General features: G+C 72.0%; 13 protein-coding genes. 4 read left to right on the forward strand and 9 right to left on the reverse strand.

The annotated features are described in order from the left end of the window. Positions 1–9: 9 nt before the first annotated feature. The 9 genes from typA to G7063_RS10780 form a co-directional block, all read right to left on the reverse strand. Positions 10–1,920, reverse strand: a complete 1,911-nt coding sequence (typA, locus tag G7063_RS10740; RefSeq protein ID WP_166414383.1) for a translational GTPase TypA — start codon at positions 1,918–1,920, stop codon at positions 10–12. Between the two features lie 136 nt (positions 1,921–2,056). Continuing rightward, positions 2,057–2,695, reverse strand: coding sequence for an ABC transporter ATP-binding protein (locus G7063_RS10745; RefSeq protein ID WP_166414384.1), 639 nt, complete (start codon positions 2,693–2,695; stop codon positions 2,057–2,059). Then, positions 2,692–3,693, reverse strand: coding sequence for an ABC transporter ATP-binding protein (locus G7063_RS10750; RefSeq protein WP_166414385.1), 1,002 nt, complete (start codon positions 3,691–3,693; stop codon positions 2,692–2,694). The genes G7063_RS10745 and G7063_RS10750 overlap by 4 nt, the downstream gene beginning before the upstream one ends. Before the next feature lie 40 nt (positions 3,694–3,733). Next, positions 3,734–6,451, reverse strand: a complete 2,718-nt coding sequence (locus tag G7063_RS10755; RefSeq protein ID WP_166414386.1) for an FtsX-like permease family protein — start codon at positions 6,449–6,451, stop codon at positions 3,734–3,736. Continuing rightward, positions 6,448–9,183, reverse strand: coding sequence for an FtsX-like permease family protein (locus G7063_RS10760; protein ID WP_166414387.1), 2,736 nt, complete (start codon positions 9,181–9,183; stop codon positions 6,448–6,450). Before G7063_RS10760 ends, G7063_RS10755 begins: the two co-directional genes overlap by 4 nt. 5 nt (positions 9,184–9,188) lie before the next feature. Further along, complete coding sequence (locus G7063_RS10765) at positions 9,189–10,904, reverse strand: ABC transporter ATP-binding protein (protein WP_166414388.1); 1,716 nt, start codon at positions 10,902–10,904, stop codon at positions 9,189–9,191. Further along, positions 10,904–11,932, reverse strand: a complete 1,029-nt coding sequence (locus G7063_RS10770) for an ABC transporter permease (RefSeq protein ID WP_166414389.1) — start codon at positions 11,930–11,932, stop codon at positions 10,904–10,906. Before G7063_RS10770 ends, G7063_RS10765 begins: the two co-directional genes overlap by 1 nt. Before the next feature lie 54 nt (positions 11,933–11,986). Beyond that, positions 11,987–13,504, reverse strand: a complete 1,518-nt coding sequence (locus G7063_RS10775; RefSeq protein WP_166414390.1) for an ABC transporter permease — start codon at positions 13,502–13,504, stop codon at positions 11,987–11,989. 206 nt (positions 13,505–13,710) lie between these two features. Continuing rightward, complete coding sequence (locus G7063_RS10780; RefSeq protein ID WP_166414391.1) at positions 13,711–15,519, reverse strand: ABC transporter family substrate-binding protein; 1,809 nt, start codon at positions 15,517–15,519, stop codon at positions 13,711–13,713. Positions 15,520–15,983: 464 nt separating this feature from the next. Between G7063_RS10780 and G7063_RS10785 the strand changes: the two genes are divergently transcribed. From G7063_RS10785 to arfB, 4 genes are all read left to right on the forward strand, one after another. Beyond that, positions 15,984–16,619 (forward strand): pyroglutamyl-peptidase I, encoded by a 636-nt coding sequence (locus tag G7063_RS10785; protein WP_166414392.1) that lies wholly within the window; start codon positions 15,984–15,986, stop codon positions 16,617–16,619. 217 nt (positions 16,620–16,836) lie between these two features. Then, on the forward strand, positions 16,837–19,587 hold the full coding sequence (locus tag G7063_RS10790) for a right-handed parallel beta-helix repeat-containing protein (RefSeq protein WP_166414393.1): 2,751 nt from the start codon (positions 16,837–16,839) through the stop codon (positions 19,585–19,587). Positions 19,588–19,653: 66 nt separating this feature from the next. Then, positions 19,654–20,100: an HNH endonuclease gene (locus G7063_RS10795; RefSeq protein ID WP_166414394.1), complete on the forward strand. Its 447-nt coding sequence runs from the start codon at positions 19,654–19,656 to the stop codon at positions 20,098–20,100. A gap of 7 nt (positions 20,101–20,107) precedes the next feature. Next, positions 20,108–20,548: an alternative ribosome rescue aminoacyl-tRNA hydrolase ArfB gene (gene arfB, locus G7063_RS10800; protein ID WP_166414395.1), complete on the forward strand. Its 441-nt coding sequence runs from the start codon at positions 20,108–20,110 to the stop codon at positions 20,546–20,548. The last annotated feature ends 3 nt before the right edge of the window (positions 20,549–20,551 follow it).

Raw genomic sequence — 20,551 nt, forward strand, 5'->3', positions numbered from 1 at the left:
AGTGACGGGTCAGGACTTCTTGGCGCGCGAGGCGGCGCGGCCCCGCTCGGTCTGGTCGAGGACGACCTTGCGGATGCGCACGATCTCCGGCGTCACCTCGACGCACTCGTCCTCCTGCGTGAACTCGAGGGACTCCTCGAGCGTGAGACGACGCGGCGGGATGAGGTTCTCGAAGTTGTCCGAGGAAGCTGCACGCATGTTCGTGAGCTTCTTCTCCTTGGTGATGTTGACGTCCATGTCCTCGTTGCGGGAGTTCTCCCCGACGACCTGGCCCTCGTACACCTCGGCGGTCGGCTCGACGAAGAACGAGCCGCGCTCCTGGAGGTTGATCATCGCGTAGGGCGTGACCTTGCCCGCGCGGTCGGCGACGAGCGAGCCCGTCACGCGGGTCTCGATCTGGCCGGCCCACGGCTCGTAGCCCTCGGCGAGCGAGGAGGCGATGCCCGTGCCGCGCGTCTCCGTGAGGAAGCGCGTGCGGAAGCCGATGAGGCCGCGCGCGGGGACCATGAACTCCATGCGGACCCAGCCCGTGCCGTGGTTCGACATGATCTCCATGCGGCCCTTGCGCTGCGCCATGAGCTGCGTGACGGCGCCGAGGAACTCCTCGGGGACGTCGATCGTCATGCGCTCGATCGGCTCGTGCACCTTGCCGTCGATCTTCTTCGTGACGACCTGCGGCTTGCCGACGGTCAGCTCGAAGCCCTCGCGGCGCATCTGCTCGACGAGGATCGCGAGCGCGAGCTCGCCACGGCCCTGGACCTCCCACGCGTCGGGACGCTCGGTCGGCAGGACGCGGAGCGAGACGTTGCCGATGAGCTCGGCGTCGAGGCGGTCCTTGACCTGGCGGGCCGTGACCTTGTGGCCCTTGCCGCCCTTGCCGGCGAGCGGCGAGGTGTTGATACCGATCGTCATGGAGATCGCGGGGTCGTCGACCGTGATGAGCGGCAGCGGGCGCGGGTCGTCCGGGTCCGTGAGCGTCTCGCCGATCGTGATGTCCTCGATGCCGGCGACGGCGACGATGTCGCCGGGGCCCGCCGACTCCGCGGGGACGCGCGTGAGCGCCTTCGTCGCGAGGAGCTCGGTGATGCGGACGTTCTGCAGCGTGCCGTCGTGGCGCGCCCACGCGACGGTCTGGCCCTTGCGGATCGTGCCGTTGAAGACGCGCAGGAGCGCGAGGCGGCCGAGGAACGGCGACGCGTCGAGGTTCGTGACGTGGGCCTGGAGCGGCGCGTCGTCCTCGTACGTCGGCGCGGGGATCTTCTCGAGGATCGTGCGGAAGAGCGGCTCGAGGTCCTCGGCGTCAGGGAGCGAGCCGTCGGCCGGCTGGTTGAGAGAGGCGCGCTTGGCCTTCGCGGCGGCGAAGACGACGGGGACGTCGAGGATCGAGTCGAGGTCGAGGTCCGGGACCTCCTCGTGGAGGTCGGAGGCCAGGCCGAGAAGGAGGTCGGTGGCCTCGGCGACGACGTGGTCGATGCGCGCGTCGGGACGGTCGACCTTGTTGACGACGAGGATGACCGGGAGCTTCGCGGCGAGCGCCTTGCGGAGCACGAAGCGCGTCTGCGGCAGGGGGCCCTCGGAGGAGTCGACGAGGAGGACGACGCCGTCGACCATCGACAGGCCGCGCTCGACCTCACCGCCGAAGTCGGCGTGGCCGGGGGTGTCGATGACGTTGATCGTGATGCCCTCGGGGTGGCCGAAGTCGGCCGCCGACGGACCGGTGTACCGGACCGCCGTGTTCTTCGCGAGGATCGTGATGCCCTTCTCGCGCTCGAGGTCGCCCGAGTCCATCGCACGCTCGTCGACGTGGTCGTGCGCGCCGAAGGCTCCGCTGGTGTGCAGCATGGCGTCAACCATCGTCGTCTTGCCGTGGTCGACGTGGGCGACGATCGCCACGTTGCGCAGGTCGGAGCGCACAGACATAGGGGTAACCATTCCTTCGGGGGGTGAGGGTGCCGCGCGCATCTCCGCTGCGCAACGGTCCATCCTAACGCCCTGGCAAGCCGAAGCGCCGTGTGACGTCCACGACGTGGCCCTCCCCCGCGCCCGTCCGCGGGCCTCAGGCCTCCGCGAGGTGCCCGTCGTGAAGGTCGAGGACGCGGTCGGCACGCTCGACGAGGATCGGGTCGTGCGTCGCGACGACCGCCCCGACACCGTCCGCGCGGGTGAGCTCGCGCAGCACGTCCATGACGGTGCCCGCGGTGACGGAGTCGAGCTGGCCGGTGGGCTCGTCGGCGACGAGCACGCGTGGCCGCGTGACGAGGGCGCGCGCGATCGCGACGCGCTGACGCTGCCCGCCCGAGAGCTCCTCGGGCCGCTGGTGGGCGTGGCGTGCGAGGCCCACGGTCGCGAGCGCGTCGCGCACGCGACCGTCGCGCTCGGACGACGGGGTGCGCACCACGCGCAGCGGCAGCTCGACGTTCTCGGCGGCGGAGAGCACGTCGACGAGACCGAAGGTCTGCATGACGTAGCCGACCTCCCCCGGGCCGTCCGGCCGCTCGACCGTGCCCGACGTCGGGACGTCGGCGCCCGCGAGCATGCCGAGCAGCGTCGTCTTGCCCGCCCCCGACCGGCCGCGGACGACGACGAGCTCGCCGGCACGCACCTCGAGGCTCGCGTCGACGACGGCGTGGACGACGCCCGCGGGCGTCCGGAACTCGCGCGACACCTCGACCGCGCGTAGCAGCACCTCGCTCATGACGGCTCCTTGGTCGCGGCGTGACGGCCCACCTGCGGGGCAGGTCCGGGCGTGGGGTCGGGTCCGCCGGTCCGCGTCGCCGCGGCGCCGCCGCTCGTGCCGGGCCACACGCTCACGTGGTCGGGCTCGAGGTCGAGGCGCACGCGGTCACGCAGCCCGAGCTGTGTGACGAACTCGGGCGGGAGCTGCATGCGTCCGACCGGGTCGAGCACGGCGAACTCCTCGACGAGGTCGCGCTCGACGCCGTCGGCGCCGACCTCGCGCCGACGCAGCACCTCGAGCGAGGTGCGGCCGTCGCGGATACGGACGGTGCGGGAGACGTGGTCGGCGACCGCGGGGTCGTGCGTGACGACGAGCACGGTCGTGCCGAGCTCGGCGTTCGCGGTCCGGAACGCCTCGAGGACCTCGGCGCTCGTCGCCTCGTCGAGCTCGCCCGTCGGCTCGTCGGCGAGCAGGACCCGCGGCCCGTTCGCGAGCGCGACCGCGATCGCGACGCGCTGCTGCTCGCCGCCGGACATGTGGGCGGGCAGGCGGTCGGCGACGTCCGCGACGCCGAGCATCGCGAGGAGCTCCGTCGCGCGCGCGGCGCGCTCGGCCCCGCGACGTGGCGTGCCCGCGAGCGCCATCGGCACGACGACGTTCTGGGCCGCGGTGAGGTACGGCAGGAGGTTGCGCGCCGTCTGCTGCCACACGAAGCCCACGCGATGACGCTGGAAGGCGACCCGCTCGCGACGCGTCATCGTCACGAGGTCCTGCCCTGCGACGCGTGCCGCCCCGCCCGTGGGCCGGTCGAGCCCCGAGAGGATCGACAGCAGCGTCGACTTGCCAGAGCCGGACGCGCCGACGAGCGCGACCACCTCGCCGCGCTCGACGCGCAGCGTGAGGCCCTGGAGGGCCTGGACCTCGACACCCTCGGTGACGAAGATGCGCACGAGGTCCCGGCAGAGGATGTCGGGCTCGACCTCGTCGGTCTGCGGCTCGTCCCAGACGGCGGTCATGGCGACTCCTCGATCGGTCGGTCGGTGCTCGGGCGGACGGTCATCTCTCCCCCTCGGCGAGGGGCGCGCCGTCGCGCGCCCGATGGTCGCCGTCGCGCGCGGCGAGGGCGGTGACGACGGCCGTCGCCACCGCCACCGCGGCGACGACTAAGCCGAGCGCCAGCAGGTCGACGCGCAGCGGAACCTCGCGCGCGCCGAGGAAGGTCGGCAGGTCGACGATCTCGACGGCGAGGACCGCGAGCCCCCCACCGAGGAGCAACCCGACGAGCACGCCGGGGACGACCCAGCCGGCAAGCTCGGCGGCGACCGCGGCACGTACGTCGCGCCGAGGCGCCCCGAGCCCGCGCAGGGTCGCCAGGGTGCGTCGTCTCGCGGGCGCCGCAGCCGCGAGCGCGGCCCCGAGCGCGGCGAGGACGCCCAGCACCGCGACGGCGGCACCGACGACGACACCGCGTTCGAGCCAGGCGACGGTCGGATCGGCAAGCCTCGCGTCCCTCACCGGCGCGAACGAACGGACGTCGTTCGTGCCGACGAGCGCAGCGATCTGTGCGCCGAGCTCGGTGACGGCCGCCGCGTCGAGCGAGTCGTCGACATCGACGAGGAGCACCGCGGGCGCGCTCCTCGTCACGCCCCGCGCCGCGAGCGCCGACGCGTCGACGAGGAACCAGCGCGAGGAACGGCCCAGGCCCGGCACGACGTCGGCCGAACCCACGTCGTCGACGGCGACCTCGACGCCCGCGACACGGAGCGACAGGGGCCCCTGGCCACCGATCTCCTCCCGGACCGCGGTCGAGACGAGAGCAGGCAGAGGGCCGTCGCCGGTCGCTCCGAGCCCGGTCGGCAGGACGTGGCGGTGCGACGCCGCGTCGAGCCGGGCGAGGCGCGCGACATCGACCGCGAGCAGCTCGACGCCAGTGCGCGAGGCTCCGCTGACGGCGTCGACGGGTGAGAGGACCTCGGCAGCCACCGCGAGACGCACACCGTCGACGGCCTCGACGCGAGCGACGACCTCCGGGGTCATCGTCGGCCCCGAGAGTCGGAGGTCCGCTCCTGTCGCCTCCCAGGCGCCGAGGTCGGCGCCCGCGCGCACCGTCGAGAGAAGCGCGGTCGACTGCGCGACCACACCGGTCCCGACGACGAGGGCGAGGATCCCGGCGACGACTCCCGGACGTCCCCGCGCCGCCCGCGCCAGGCCGACGAGCGCCCCCGGGCCAGGTCGGCGCCTGGCGGCCGCGACGAGAGCACCGAGGGCAGGCCGCACGAGCCCGACGACGAGCACAGCGGTCGCTGCTGCGACGAGCGCGGGCAGCGCGACGACGAGCGGGTCGGCCGGATCGAGTCTCGCGGTGAGCGCGAGCCACGTCACGACCGCCGCTGCGAGGACGAGCGTGACCGCTCCGGTGCGCCGCAGCGCGCGTGCGAGGCGCCCGTGCGAGGCCATCGCGCGCGGCGGCGCGACGAGTGCCGCGGCGAGCACGCCCGGGACCGCTGCGACGATCGCGGGACCGACGAGATCGCCGGGAACGCCCGGCCCCACCCGATCACCCATGACCTGGACGAGGAGGACACCGAGTGCTGCGGCAGGGATCGACAGCAGCCACGTCTGCAGCGCAGCGAGCGCTCGCACCTGCAGGCCGGAGCCACCGCGCGCCCGCACGAGCGCAAGGTCGTCGCGACGCCGCGCGGCCAGCACCTGCGTCCCGACGCCGAGCGCGAGCGCGAGCGCGGCGAGCGGTCCCGCCAGCGCGAACGCCCCGAGCGTGCGTGCGGTGAGGACGTCGCTCACCGCACCGTCCAGGAGCTCGGGCATCCCGGTGGAGAAGCGGACCCCGCCGAGGACATCGGTGCCGTCGGCGGCGGCCGCACGTAGCTGGGCGGCCACCGTCGTCGGGTCGTCGATGTCCGCGCCTCCGACGGGGAACCAGATGTCGAGCGTCGGTCGCGCGGCCTCCGCCAGCAGCAGGCCCGGGTCGATGATGCCCAGGACGCGGACCGTCGTGCCCTTGTCCGGGTCAGCGTCGACGAACGGGCCGACGCCCACGGGAGTGTGGAGCCAGTAGCCGTCGGACGGGTCGAGCACCTCGTAGGTGCCGACGAGGACGTAGCCGTCGCCACGCACCGTCGCGCCACGGACCTCACCGACGGACCAGCCGAGGCGGGCCGCGCCCGTCGCGGAGACGAGGACCTCTGCCGGGACGGGAGGCGCGTCGGGATGCCGCGGCAGCTCCGAGGCCTCGGCGGGTGCCCGCCCCTCGACGATGCGGACGCGCTCGAGAAAGCCTGGGGCTGCAGCGGGGACGATCTCGGGGAACGCCACGTCGGATCCCGCGCCTTCACGCACGGGGTCGAGGGGGTCGGTCGCGTCCGCGAGCCGCACCTGGGGCTCCCCGACCGTGGCGCGGGCCTGCTCGGGGATGCGGTCGCGCAGGCCCAGGAGGTGTGCCTGAACCGGCCCGAGGGTCCGCTGCATGCTGCCCTCGAGACCGGGGGCCTCGGCGGCATCCGGCACCCACAACGACGTGCGAACCACGAGATCGCGCCCCAGCGCCGACGACGTCCCGACGCGTGCGCCGACGACCTCCGACTCCATCGACGCGATGCCCCGCGGCCACAGCGCGAGCACCGACGAGCCGAGGAGCACGACGACGGCGACGACCGCCCCGGCGGTGAGACGGTACGCGAGCGAGCGCCCGAGGACCGCCCGCCGCACCCGGACCGGCTCCTGCGGCGCGCTCGACTCCCGGGACAGGCTCGTCATGCCGACACCTCCCTGAGGTCACGGTCGGCCGCCTGCCCGACGACGGTCCGTGCGTAAGCAGCGAGGATGCCTGCTGCGCCCGCCACGAGAAGGACGAGTCCCACGACGACCGGCAGCGGATCGAGCGCGACGCTGCCCGCGCCCGTCGATCCTGTCCCGGCGTTGACGAGCAACGGGGTCGCGACCCGCGCCATGACGAGACCGACGGCCGCACCGAGGACCGTCCCGGAACCCAGCACCCAGCACAGCTCGACGACGCGCGACCGCGCCTGCCGACGGGGTTCGAGCCCGAGCGCCCGCAGCGCGACAGTCTCCCCCTCGCGGGACGTGACCTGTGCCCTCGTCGTCGAGAGGAGTCCTGCCAGGGCGAGCAGCACCGCGGCGACACTCGCGGTGAGGAAGGCCGCCGCGACGCCGGCTCCGCGGGGCGCGCTCACGGTGGCGACCGCGTCGGCGGACACCGACCACGTGCCGTCGGACACGAGCCGTTCGGCGAGGGACCGGGCCGCCCCGGGCGCGCCCGCAGCGTCGGCGGCCGTGCGCAGCCACACCTCCTCCGACCGCAGCACCGCGGCACCCATCGCCGCTTGGACCCCACGAAGTGCGTCGGCGTCGACCGCCACCGCGGGAGACTCGACGCCCGGCAGCCGGTCGCGGATCTCGGTCACCACGACGTCGACGTTGATCCCTGCGACCGTGAGGGGCATCTTGCTGCCGACCGCGAGGTCGAACGCCCGGGCGAGCGTCTCGTCGACAACGCCGGGCAGCCGCGCCGCCCCCTCGGCCACGGGTGCGACCCACGTGCCCGTCGTCCCGGAGACGAGCCGTCCCGCGGTCGGGAGGTCGACGCCGCTCTTGGACAGCTCCCACACGGGCGGGCCCACCGGCCCCTCGGCCCCGGAGACGTCACCGACCTCGATCGTGACGACGTGGCCCCCGTCAAAGACCTGCGTGTACGTGCGCGACCCGTCGGACAGGACCTCATCGACCGTGACCGAGAGGGACACGACCATCCATGTGCCGGGAAGGTCGGTGCTCACCGTGAGCATCCCGGTCGATCCGGGTCCCTCGGCATCGAGCTCGACGCTCGAGCCGCGGGCCAGCGCGAAGCGTCCCTCGTCGTCGACCAGCCAGGCGGTCGCGCCGACGCGGGCCGTGAGAACGCGCGGGTCGCCGGTGAGCCCGAAGTCGACGTCCAGGTCGGGGATCTGTTCGAAGCGGGCGGTGACGGGGATCGTGAGTCCCTGGGCCCCGAGGACGGGCCCGGACGACGTCGCCGCTCCGGCAAGTGCGGGCGCGAGCGGCTGCCCGTCACGCACCACGGCGTCGAGCGACGCGGGGCGTGCCGCGAGGAGAGTGACGGTCTCGGGACCCACATCGGCCTCGCGCACGACCACGGCCGCCGACGCCACAGCCCCGGCGTCGACGCCCGGCGCGGGGTCGACGTCGGCTGCGACGACGGGACCGCTCGTCGCGACGGTGACCCGCAGGTCGGCGCCCGCGTCGAGCGAGGCGAGGCGGGCACCGCCGACGGCGGTCGACCCTGAGTAGGCCGAGGCGAGGACGGTCGTCGCGACCGCCAGTCCGGCGACGAGGGCGGGAAGCCGCACCCCGTGCCGTCGAGCGGCGGAGCGGAGCGCGAGGACACGGTCGAGCCCCCGTGCGCGCGCGGCACGGCGCGCGAGCATCGCGAGGACGGGTCCCGTCGCCAGGACCCCGAGCATGACGAGGGAGACGAGCAGCGCCGCCGGTGCGGCGACCGCGAGGAGGTCGGGGGTCGCGTCGTCGGCGACACTGATCCGCCACGTCGCGACGAGAGCGACGACCACGAGCGCGAACGTCGTGACGACCGACCCTGCAGCCAGGGTCCCGCGAGGCTCGGTCCGCTGGAGGTCCTCGAGCTGACGCCCTGCGCGCACCGTCGTCGTGAGCGTGACGGCAACGACCGCGACGAGTGCGGCGACGACCGCCCTCTGCTCGATCCCGGCGACGGGACCGACGACGCCACGGAGCACGAGGAGGGAGGCCACAGCCCCGACCGCCGCGCCGAGCGCGGCGGTCACGGCGGCCTCGGCGCCCACGAGCGTCCGGAGCTGGCCGCGGCTCACCCCGCGCGAGGCGAGGAGCGCGTCCTGGCGTCGTCGGCTCGCCACGACCTGGCTCGCGACGCGACCGAGCCCGACGACGCCGACGACGCCGAGGACGAGGAGGGGGACGACGGCGACCGCACGGAACGAGCCGGCCCGAGCGGCGAGCGTGTCCGCCGCCGCGACGAGCCCCCCGGAGACGACGAGGCCTCGCGACTGCGCGTCCGATCCCTTGACCGCTGACTCGAGACCGGGCAGGCCCGCGGCGAGCCGTATGACGTCCTCAGGGTCGAGGGACGTCGCGTCGACGCTCACCGTCCAGGTGACGAACGGGGTGTCGGTGCCGTCGGCGGCCTGGCTGCGCGCGACGTCGACGTGGGCACCGCGCGCCGCGTCCGCGACGAGCCGCCTCACCGTCGCGTCCTGGGCGGCCCCGTCGTCGACGAGCCGGGTGCGCAGCACGAGGGTGCCGGACTCCCCCGCAAGCTCCGAGACGTCGCGGACCGAGGCCCGCACGCCGTGCTCGACCTGCCCGATCACGCCGACGACGCACGCGACGACGAGACCGGTGAGCACTGCGAGCGCGAGCAGGGGCCCGCGACCCGCCGCAGCGCGACGAACCGCGAGCCCCCCGAGCCCGGTCACGGCCCTCAGTCGACCTGAAGCTCGGTGACCTGGTCCCCGAGCTCGGCGAGAAGCGCGTGACGCTCCTCGCGACGACGACGCTGCTCGCCCGGCTCCGGCACGGGTGCCGCAGCGATGAGACGGCGCGTGTACTCCTCGCGCGGGTTGCCGAGGACGTCCCCGCGCGGGCCCTGCTCGACGATCTTGCCGTTCTGGAGGACCACGACGCGGTCGGCGAGCATGTCGATGACCGCGAGGTCGTGGCTCACGAAGATGCAGCCGAACTGGTACCGCTCCTGCAGGGCGAGGAACATCCGCAGGACCTGCGCCTGGACCGAGACGTCGAGCGCGCTCGTCGGCTCGTCCGCGACGAGCAGCTGCGGGTCGAGCGTCAGGGCGCGCGCGATGCTCACGCGCTGACGCTGACCGCCCGAGAGCTCGTGCGGGTAGCGGTTGATGACGTCGCTGGGCAGCTCGACCGCGTCGAGCAGCTCGCGCACGCGGGCGAGCTGGCTCTTGCGGTTGCCGACCTTGTGGACGACGAGGGGCTCGGCGATGCAGTCGCCGATCGGGAAGCGCGGGTTGAGCGAGGACGCGGGGTCCTGGAAGACGACGCCGACGCGACGACGGATCGCCTTCTCCGACCGGCCCTTGGCGCGATAGAGATCGGTGCCGAAGATCTCGACCTCGCCGCCCGCGGCGGGGATGAGGCCGAGCGCGCAGCGAGCGATCGTCGACTTGCCCGAGCCGGACTCGCCGACGAGACCGACGATCTCACCGGCGCCGACCTGGAACGACACGTCGTCGACGGCCCGGAACGGCGCCTTGCCCATGCGCTGGTACTCGACGACGAGGTTGCGGACGTCGAGCGCGAGGTGCGGCGCGGAGCCGGCCTCGGCCTCGACGCGGTTGACCGCGATGCCGAACTGCTCAGGGCCCTGCCCGAGGTGCGGCACGGCAGCGAGGAGCCGCTTCGTGTACGGGTGCTGGGCGTGGTTGAGGACCTCGTCCGCGCTGCCCTCCTCGACGATCTCGCCCTTGAGCATGACCGCGACGCGGTCCGCCATGTCGGCGACGACGCCCATGTTGTGGGTGATGAGGAGGATGCCCGTGTCGAGCTTGTCCTTGAGGGAACGCAGCAGGTCGAGGATGTCGGCCTGGACGGTGACGTCGAGAGCGGTCGTGGGCTCGTCGGCGACGATGACCTGCGGGTCGCACGCGAGCGCCATGGCGATGACGACGCGCTGTCGCTGACCGCCCGAGAGCTCATGAGGGAACTGCTTGACGCGCCGCTCGGGCTCGGGGATGCCGACCATGCGCAGCAGCTCGACAGCGCGGGCGTCCGCGTCCTTGCCGTGCGCGACGTCGTGGAGCTCGAGCGACTCGGTGAGCTGCGACCCGATCGTGAGGACCGGGTTGAGCGCCGTCATGGGCTCCTGGAAGACCATGGCGATGTCGTTGCCGCGCATACGGCGCAGCGCGCCGTCATCGAGGTCGCCGACGACCTTGTCGCCGACCGTCACGCGGCCGGAGATCCTGGCGTTGCCGGGCAGCAGGCCGAGCGCCGTCATCGACGTGACGGACTTGCCCGAGCCTGACTCGCCGACGAGGGCGAGGACCTCGCCCGGACGAACCTCGAGGCTGATGCCCTTGACCGCGTGGACCGAGCCGAACTCGGTGCGGAACCTGACGTCGAGGTCGGTGAACGAGAGGACCGGGTCCTGGGTGGTGTCGACGCTCATCAGTCCTTGCTCCTGTTCTGGCGCGGGTCGAACGCGTCCCGCAGCCCGTCACCGATGAAGTTCACGCACAGCGCGATCGCGAGAATGAGCATGCCGGGCCACCAGAAGAGCCACGGCCGCGTCGAGAACGCACCCTGGTACGTCGAGATGAGCGTGCCGAGCGAGACGTCCGGCGGCTGGACGCCGTAGCCGAGGTAGCTGAGCGACGTCTCGAGGAGGATCGCGGAGGCGATCGCGAGGGTCGCGGAGACGATGATGACGCCCACGGTGTTCGGCAGGATGTGCTTGAAGATGATGCGACGCGGCGACGTGCCGATCGCGAGGGCCGAGGCGACGAACTCGCGCTCGCGCAGCGAGAGCACCTCGCCGCGCACGAGTCGGGCGAGCCCCGTCCAGGTCACGAGCGCGAGGACGATGGCGAGACCTGCAGCGCCCCAGCCTGCGGCGATCTTGCCGAGCACCGCCGCGAGGACGAGCAGCGGGATGACGATGACGAGGTCCGTGAGGCGCATGAGTACGGACTCGACCCAGCCGCGGAAATAGCCCGCGACGCCGCCGATGATCGTGCCGATGAGCGTCGAGCCGAGGCCGACCGTCAGCGCGATGAGGATCGAGATCTGCGTGCCGCGCATCGCGAGGGCGAAGTAGTCCTTGCCCGTGTCGTCCTGCCCGAAGGGGTGCTCGCCGAGGGAGAAGGGCCACAGCTGGAGCGTGGGCCTGCCACCGTTGACGACGTCGGCCGCCTTGGCGAAGTCCTTGTCCCACCAGCCGGGGAACGGACCGAAGCCGATCGACGTGTAGGCGATGACGACGATGAAGAGCAGGATGACGAGCGAGGTCATCGCGCCCTTGTGCCGCACGAAGCGGCGCAGGACGAGCTGGCCCTGCGAGTAGGACTTCTGCGAGGCGTCCGGGACCGACTTCTCGACCTCGAGGTCGATGCCGGCGACGACGGGCTCGACGCCGCCGACCCCCGGAGAGGGTGTCTGGAGGTTCTCGTGCTCGGCGGGCTTGTTCGGGTCAGTCATGGCGTGCTCCGCTGGAGGCGTGGTGGACGGCGGTCTGCAAGGTGCTCAACGTCCTCACCGCCTGATCCGGGGGTCGAGCGCGGCGTACGCGAGGTCGGCCACGAGGTTCATGACGATCGCCGCGGTTCCAGTCACGAGGAAGAACGCCATGACGGGCGCTGGGTCGACGTGGTTGAGGCCGGTCTGGAAGAGCTCACCCATGCCCTTCCAGCCGAAGACCTGCTCGGTGATGATGGCGCCGCCGATGAGGCCGGCGAAGTCGAACGCGACGATCGTCGTGATGGGGATGAGCGCGTTGCGGAATCCGTGCTTGACGATGACGACGCGCTCCGAGAGGCCCTTGGACCTCGCGGTACGGATGTAGTCCTGGTTCATCACCTCGAGCATCGACGAACGCGTGTAGCGCGTGTACGACGCGATCGAGATGAGCGTGAGGACGATCGTCGGGAGGATGATCTGCGCACCCTTGTCGAGGAACGACTCCCAGAAGCCGCCCGAGAAGTTGGGTGTCTCCGAGCCGATCGTCGAGATGGGGCGCGGCTTGAGCTTGAGGAGCGAGGACCAGTGGCGGCTCGCGACGTCCGCGATCGTCAGCATGCCCATGACGACGCTCACGGACATCGAGAGGGTCACGGCGGTGCGGCGCGAGTATCCGCCGACGAACCAGCCGATCGCGCCCGAGACGAGGAGGGCAACGGGCAGGAGTCCGAAGATCGTGCCCCAGCCGCCCTTCTGAAGGAGCGGGAGGACGACGAGGTGGCTCACCGTGCCGGCGAGGACGGTGCCGAGCGTCGCGTAGAGGACGCGACGGTTGCGGATGCCGGCGAAGAGCGCGGTCCCGCCGACGGCGGCGCCAAGGCCGACGAGGAGCACGAACGCGATGCCGAGCATCGGGCGACGGAACCACTCGGTGGCCGAGAAGTACGACATCGCAGCGATGACGAAGACGAGCACGGTGCCGGCGGTGAGCGCGCGACGCTTCATGGTGCCGCCGAGCACCCCCTGGACGATGAGTGCGAGAACCACGGCTGCGCCGGCTATCTGCGCGAGCGTGAACGTCGGTTCCCTGATCCAGTCGTTGAAGCGGATCGCGCCGTACTCCTTGAGGAGGACGGCGGCCCAGAAGACCGGCAGCGAGAAGAACAGGAACGCGAGGAAGGTCACGACGTAGTCGAAACCGGAGTACTGGCGGATCGCCGTGGCGATTCCGACGATCACACCGATGAGGATCGCGAGCACGGTCGCGAGGACGACGAGCCGGAGCGTCGACTGGGCGGCGTTGCCCAGGAGGCTCCCGACGTCGGTCCCGTTCATGTTGTTGCCGAGGTCGCAGGCGAGCGTCACGCACCTGGCGACGCCACCGAGCCATACGCCGTAGCGCTGGAACCAGGGCTGGTCGAGCCCCATGAACTCGGTCCGCTGGCGGATGAGGTGGTCCTTGTTCTTGTCGTTCGACTCACGCAGGTCGGCGATCGGGTCGCCTGAGATGGTCACGAGGAAGAACAGCAGCATCGAGCCGCCGAGCAGCACCAGGAACGAGGCTCCGAGCCTACGCAGGATGAACTTGGCCACGGACGATTCCTTCACGTCTCTGGATGGTGCGGGGATGGTCGGCACGGCACCGTCGCCGAGCTGCCCCGGTCGGGGCGGCTCGGTGGCATCCTCGCGCCGCTGGGGTGAGGTCGTTGACGACCTCACCCCAGCGGTCTTGCTGTGCAAGCCTAATGCGTCGGACGCGTCAGGCGTTCATGTCGGCCCGAGGGCCGTCATGCGTCGGATCAGGACGCGCGGACCCACTGCTCCGCGTTCCACGCGACGGTCGACTGGGTCGCCGTCTTGCGGACGTTGGAGATCGTGGCGTCGTACGCGACGAGGCCCGGGTGAGCGAAGACCGGGATGCCGTAGAGGGTGTCCCAGAGCTCCTTCTCGATGATCTTCACCTGCTCCTGCTGCTTCGCGGTGTCTAGCGTCGAGCCGAGCGCCGTCCAGGCAGCGTCGACCTTCTCGTTCTTGTAGCCGCCGTAGTTCTGCTGACCGGTCGAGGCGTAGATGTTCTGGCCCGAGACGATCTGGCCCGAACCGGCCCACGCGAAGAGCGCGACCTCGTAGTCACCGTTCGGCAGGGTCTTCGCGAAGAAGTCCTTGTTGCCGACGTCCTCGATCTCGAAGCCGGCCTGGTCGCACGAGGACTTGATGAGCGCGACCTCGTTGGTGCGGCGCGGGTTCGGGGCCGAGTAGCCGATGCGGACCTTGATCTTGCCCTCGACGCCGGACGCGGCGATCTTCGCCTTGGCGCCCTCGATGTCGACCTTGTCGTACTGACCGGCGTAGGCCGCGGCGACGACGTCGGCGTAGTTCTCCTGGAACGGGAAGACCTCGCGGGCGTTCATGACGACGGCCTCGGGGTCGACCGGCTTGATGAGGTTGTCGACGATCTGCTGACGGGGCACGCACATGGCGAACGCCTGACGCAGCTCGAGCGAGTCCTTGAACACACCGTTGTTGAAGTTGAAGTCGAGGTGCTCCCACGTGAGGGACTGGCCCGACTCGGTCTTCACGGTGTCGCCGAGCGCCTTGATCTGCGCGACGGTGTCGACGACGGCCTGGGGCTCGATGACGTTGAGGTCACCGTTGGCGAGCGCCTGGACGTGGGTGTCGGGCGAGAGGAAGCGGTAGACGAGGGTCTTCGTCGCAGGCTTCGTACCGAAGTACTTCTCGTTGGCCTCGAGCGTGACGGACTGGCCGGCCGTCCACGACTTCAGCTTGTACGGGCCGGAGACGGGCGTGATGGCCGGGTCAGGGAGCGTGCCGGGGGTCGGCGAGAGCCAGCCCTCGTTCCAGAACTTCGCCGCGGGGCGGAGCTTCTCGATGTCCTTGTCCTGGATCGCCTTGACGAGCTCCTCGACCGACATGCCGGCCTGCTGCGCGACGATGTGCGACGGGAACGCGCCACCGACCTGGAGCTGGTAGTCCGGGTACGGGTCCTTGTACTCGTACGTGAACGTCTTGCCGCCGACCTCGCCCTTGGGGCCCTCGAGGACACGGGTGCCGAAGTCGAGGCCACCGACGTGGTTGAAGAGCGGCTTGTCGGAGCCGTCGTCGTTCTTGCCGTCGACCATGGCCTGCGCGGCCCAGTCGAGGAGGTAGTCCTCGTACGCGATCGGCGTTCCGTCGGACCAGGCCGCGTTGTCGGCGAGCGTGTACTCGACCGTCATGGGGTCCTCGGACGTCAGCTTGAACGTGCCGTAGTCCGGGTCCTGGTGGATCGAGCCGTCGGTGCCGAAGTAGATGAAGCCACCGATGAGGCGGTCGTTGATGACCGAGTTGTACGTCGAGTACGTCTCGGGCGTGTTGTTGTTGTAGCCGAGCCACTCCTCGCCACCGAGGGTGTACGAGATGGTGTCGTCCTTGGTGACGACGTCACCGAGGTCAGCCTTGCCCGGGCCTGCCGGCGCCGGCGCCTCGCCCGGGGCGGTCGTGGTGTTCGTTGCGCCCGGCTTCGGGTCCTCGGACGTGCCGCACGCGCTGAGCACCAGCGCGCCGGACGCCAGGAGCGCGAGCGGAGCCGCAAACTTCCTGATCTTCAATGTTCCTCCTCGGTGGTCGACGCACGACCCCGGGTCGTCGGGTCCCGACGTGGGGGCAGCCACCCCCGCGCCGTCGTGCGCCAAGTCAAGAACCAACTGTGGTTCCCCGGAACCGTACACAGCAAATCGGGTGACGCGGGCCACTTTCTGTGCCGCACAAGGCATCGTTACAAAGACGGAACACTGACCTCGATGCCGATGGGCGAGTCGCACGGCTTGTCCTCACCATTTCTGACCTGCGAAGAGACCCGACAGTCTCACAAGGCGGACGGAATGTGACCACGATGCACGCATTTCTTCCGTGTCCCGGAACACATCCCGGGAATGTCGCTAGAGTCCAATTCGTTACGTAATACTCGCGGTATCACCGAGCGGGTGCCTCCACCCGCCGGCCGGACCACGGAACCCTGACCTGCGACGTTCCGCGCGCAACCCCGGTCACCCGTGCGCCGTAGGCTCACTACATGCGCACCGTGCTCCTTACCGGCTTCAGCCCCTTCGACGGTGCCGAGCGCAACCCGTCCGCCGAGGCCGTCGAGCTCGTCGCCGCAGGCTGGGACCGGGACGAGCGGCTCGTCGTCGCAACCCTCCCCGTCGCGTTCGAGCGCGCCCGCGACGAGCTCGCACGTCTCACCGCGGAACACTCCCCCGCGCTCGTCGTCGCGACGGGTCTCGCAGGCGGCCGCACCGGTCTGACCGTCGAGCGCGTCGCGGTCAACCTCGCCGACGCCCGCATCCCCGACGACGACGGCCACCGGCCCGCGGGCGAGCCGCTCGACCCGGACGGTCCCGACGCCTACCTCATGGCCGGCCCCGTCAAGGCCGCCGCCGCAGCGGCCACCGCCGCGGGGGCACCCACAGGCACCTCGCTCACCGCGGGCGCGTACGTCGGCAACGCCGTCGCGTACCACCTGGGCGCATGGTCGCGCAGCGCGTCCGGTCGTCGCGCGGCGTTCGTCCACGTGCCGTGGGACGAGCAGGGGCCCGTCGGCGCTCCGCAGACCGAGCTCGCGGCGATCGCGGCAGGGATCCGTGCTGTCGTCGAGACGTTCCTCGACGCACCCGACGACCTCGTCGTCGCGGACGGCCCGACGCACTGAGCCGGTGCGGCGCGCGGCGCCGCCGGATCAGGGGGCCTCCGACAGCCCCGGAGCGCCTCGCTGTGCCCCTGTGTCAGCATGGCGAGAACACGGTTTCCGCCACCCTGATGCAGGCACTCCCCCACGCTGCTAGTCTCGCGATCGTCCGGCGAGCAACCGCTTTCTCGCCGGCCCGTGCCGACGATGACACGGGTTCACCACTCGACGAGGAGCTGCAGTGAGACGTACCCCCACCCATGCCCGGCGCACCTGGGCCGCGTTCGGCGCCGTCGCGCTCGCGACCGGCGCTCTCGCCCCCGCCGCGTCCGCCGCCGACGCCGACGCACCGACCGGCGCGCCAGGCACCTGGAAGATCGATCACATCGGCGTCGGCTCGGGCGGCTCTGCCGTCCTGGGCACGGACGGCACCCTCGTCGTCGACGCGACGAGCGCGTCCGACAAGATCGCCGACTCCGAGGACGGCTTCTGGTACTACTACACGCCCGTCGACGCCGCGACGGAGAACTTCACGCTCACCGCAACCTTCACGATCGACGACGCCGCGAAGAAGGACGGCCAGTCCGGCTTCGGCCTCCTCGCCGTCGACGACCTCGTCCCCGGAAGCACGTCAGCCCGCTACATGAACTCCGTCGGCACCATGGCCGCCCGCTACCGCGTCGACGGCGCAACGGTCAACGGCATGCCCGGCGCCCGCATCGTCACCGGGTACACCGACGCCCCGACCGTGTCCTCCGCGGCCCGCGACATGACGCAGTCGAGGCCCTTCGACCTCGCGTGGCGCGACGACCGCGTCCCGACCGCGAGCTCGCCCCGCTTCGAGACCGGCGACACGTTCACCTACACCCTGCGCCGCTCCAACACCGGCTACCACCTCTCGACCGTCCTCGACGGCACGCCCCACGAGCAGATCCTCTACGACCGCGACGTCCTCGACGTCCAGAGCGCCGGAACGCTCTACGTCGGCATCGCCGTCGCCCGCAAGATCAAGGTCTCCGTGAGCGACATCCGCTACACGGTCGTCGCCCCCGCAGCCGACGACCCCGCGCAGCCCCGCCCCACCGAGCACGTCACCCCGCGCCTCGTCGCCGACGTCCCCTCGACGACGTCCGGAACGAGCCTCACCGTGCCCGTCACGGCGAACGTCCACGGCACCGCCGTCGTCGTCGACGCCGCCGGCACCCCCGTGAGCGACGTCGTCACCCTGGTCCCCGACGCCGAGCAGACGCTCACCATGCCGCTCGTCGCCGGACGCAACACGCGCAGCGTCCGCCTCACGCCCGCGCCGCGCGCCACCCAGACGCAGCTCAAGGACTGGGAGGAGCTCACGAGCTACGACCCCGTTCTTGTCGACGTCTCCGTCACCGTCGACCGCCTCGGCATCCCGGGCGAGGCGATCTTCGTCGCGCCCGACGGCACACCCGAAGGCGCAGGAACGCCCGCCTCCCCCGTCGACGCCCGCACCGCGGTCGCCTACGTCCAGCCCGGCCAGCAGATCGTCCTCGCGGGCGGCACGTACGCCCTCACCGACGCGCTCACCATCGCGCGCGGCAACGACGGCACGGCCGATGCACCCATCACCCTCATGTCGGCGCCCGGCCAGCGTGCCGTCCTCGACCTCGCCGGCTCCGCCCGCGGCGGCATCCTTCTCCGCGGCAACCACTGGCACCTCTACGACCTCGAGCTCAAGAACGCACCGTCGACCGGCAAGGCCCTGCTCGTCTCGGGAAGCCACAACGTCGTCGAGCGCATCGAGTCCCACCACAACGAGGGCACGGGCATCCAGGTCTCCGCCGTCTCCGACTCGACGCCCCGCGCACAGCGGCCTGCCCACAACCTCGTCGTCTCGTCCGTGTCCCACAACAACGCCGACCCGTCCGCCAACGACGCCGACGGCTTCGCCGCGAAGCTCACCGTCGGCGACGGCAACGTCTTCCGCTGGAACATCGCCCACCACAACATCGACGACGGCTGGGACCTCTACGCCAAGTCGACGACGGGCACGATCGGCAACGTCGTCGTCGAGCAGTCCGTCGCCTACGCCAACGGACGTCTCGCGGACCCCGCAGACACGCGCGTCGGCGAGGGCAACGGCTTCAAGCTCGGCGGCGAGTCCATGCCGGGCCAGCACGTGCTGCGCGACTCCGTCGCGTTCGACAACCTCGCCTCGGGCGTCACGAGCAACTCGGGTCCCGACGTCCGCGTCGAGCGCGTCACGTCGGTCGGGAGCGCCTCACGCAACCTCTCGCTCTACACGAGCGCTGCGACGACCGACTACCGCGTGAGCGGCTTCCTCTCATGGCTCGGCACGGTCGCCGACCAGGTCGCGCTCAAGAACCAGGTCGACACGATCACCACCGACCCGAGCAACGTCCTCGACCTGCGCACGGGCGGCGGGGCGCTCGCGCGCGCCGCGAGCGCGACGTCGGCGGACGTCGACGCGACGTGGTTCGAGTCCGTCGACACGAGCACCGTCCCGACGATCGCGGCCGACGGCTCGGTCGACATGCACGGCCTGCTCGTCCCGACCGCGGTCGCTCCCGCCGGGACCGGTGCCGTGCTCGGCACCAACCCGTCGCCGACGCGCCTCGTGGTCATGCCGGCCGTCGGCTCGTCCGTCGAGCCGACGGTCCCGCCGACGACGCCTCTCCCGACGAACCCGCCGACGACGCCTCCCACCACGGCGGAGCCCACCGACGAGCCGGACCCGACGCAGGAGCCCACGCAGGGGCCGACGACGACCGCTCCCCCGACCGACGGGCCGTCGACGGGCACGCCCACGGACGACGGCCTCGACGACACCGAGGGTGACGACGACGCGACCGACGGGCCGACCGACGACGCCGCCGGTTCGCCGGACGACGAGCTGCCCGTCACGGGCGTCGCGGGCGGGACCGTCGCCGCCGTCCTCGCCGCCATCCTCCTCACGGCAGGCGCCGTCCTGCGCTCGCGTCGCGAGCAGGAGGTCTAGCACGTGCTGGCGACGCCCCCGTCCCGCCGCCACGGGGCGGGGGCGTCGTCGGGCTAGGGTCAGGGCATGCCACCCCGCACGCGCGCCGCGACGTACGCCCGACGGCGCAAGCGTCGCCTCGCCGCCGTGACGAACGACCTCACGCCCGCCGAGTGGGAACACCTCACCTCGGCGTGGGGCGGTTGCGCGTACTGCGGTGCGGCGGGCGTCCCGCTGCAGAAGGACTGCGTCCTGCCCGTCTCCCGCGGCGGCCGCTACACCGCGACGAACGTCGTGCCCGCGTGCCGCTCGTGCAACGCGAGCAAGTGCAACGACGAGGTCACCGGCTGGATGCGCCGCAAGCGCCTCGACGAGCGAGCGTTCCTCGAACGCTGGGCGGGGCTGCTGCACGCGGCACGCGCCGTAGAGGCGGACGGTCCGGACGACGGCCCGCCGCCTCTCGTCGACGAGGTCACGCCAAGCGAACCCGCTCCGTCCGGGGCGGTGCCGGCCGGCACCCCGGCGGACGCGTAGGCGCGCGGTGGAGGACCTCGTCGTCCTGCCCGCGCCGGGTGCGCCGCGCGGGCTGCACATCCCGTCGGGCGAGCTCGTCGAGCAGTTCTCGCACGCCTCCGGGCCGGGCGGACAGGGCGTCAACACGTCGGACTCGCGGGTCCAGCTGAGCCTCGACCTCGCGACGACGAGCGCGCTCGACGACGCCCAGCGCGCCCGCGTCCTCGCGGCGCTCGCCCCACGGCTCGCGGGGACGGTCCTCGCTGTCGACGCGTCGGAGCACCGCGCGCAGCACCGCAACCGCCGGGCTGCGCGCGAACGACTCGCGGCGCTGCTGCGCGAGGCCGTCGCTCCCCCTGTCGTCCGCCGAGCGACGCGTCGGACCGCGGGCTCGCAGCGGCGCCGCCTCCAGGCGAAGCGCGAACGCTCCGAGACGAAGCAGACCCGCCGCCGCCCGTCGTCGGACTGACGG

This window comes from Sanguibacter sp. HDW7, assembly GCF_011300875.1.
Classification (GTDB): Bacteria; Actinomycetota; Actinomycetes; order Actinomycetales; family Cellulomonadaceae; genus Flavimobilis.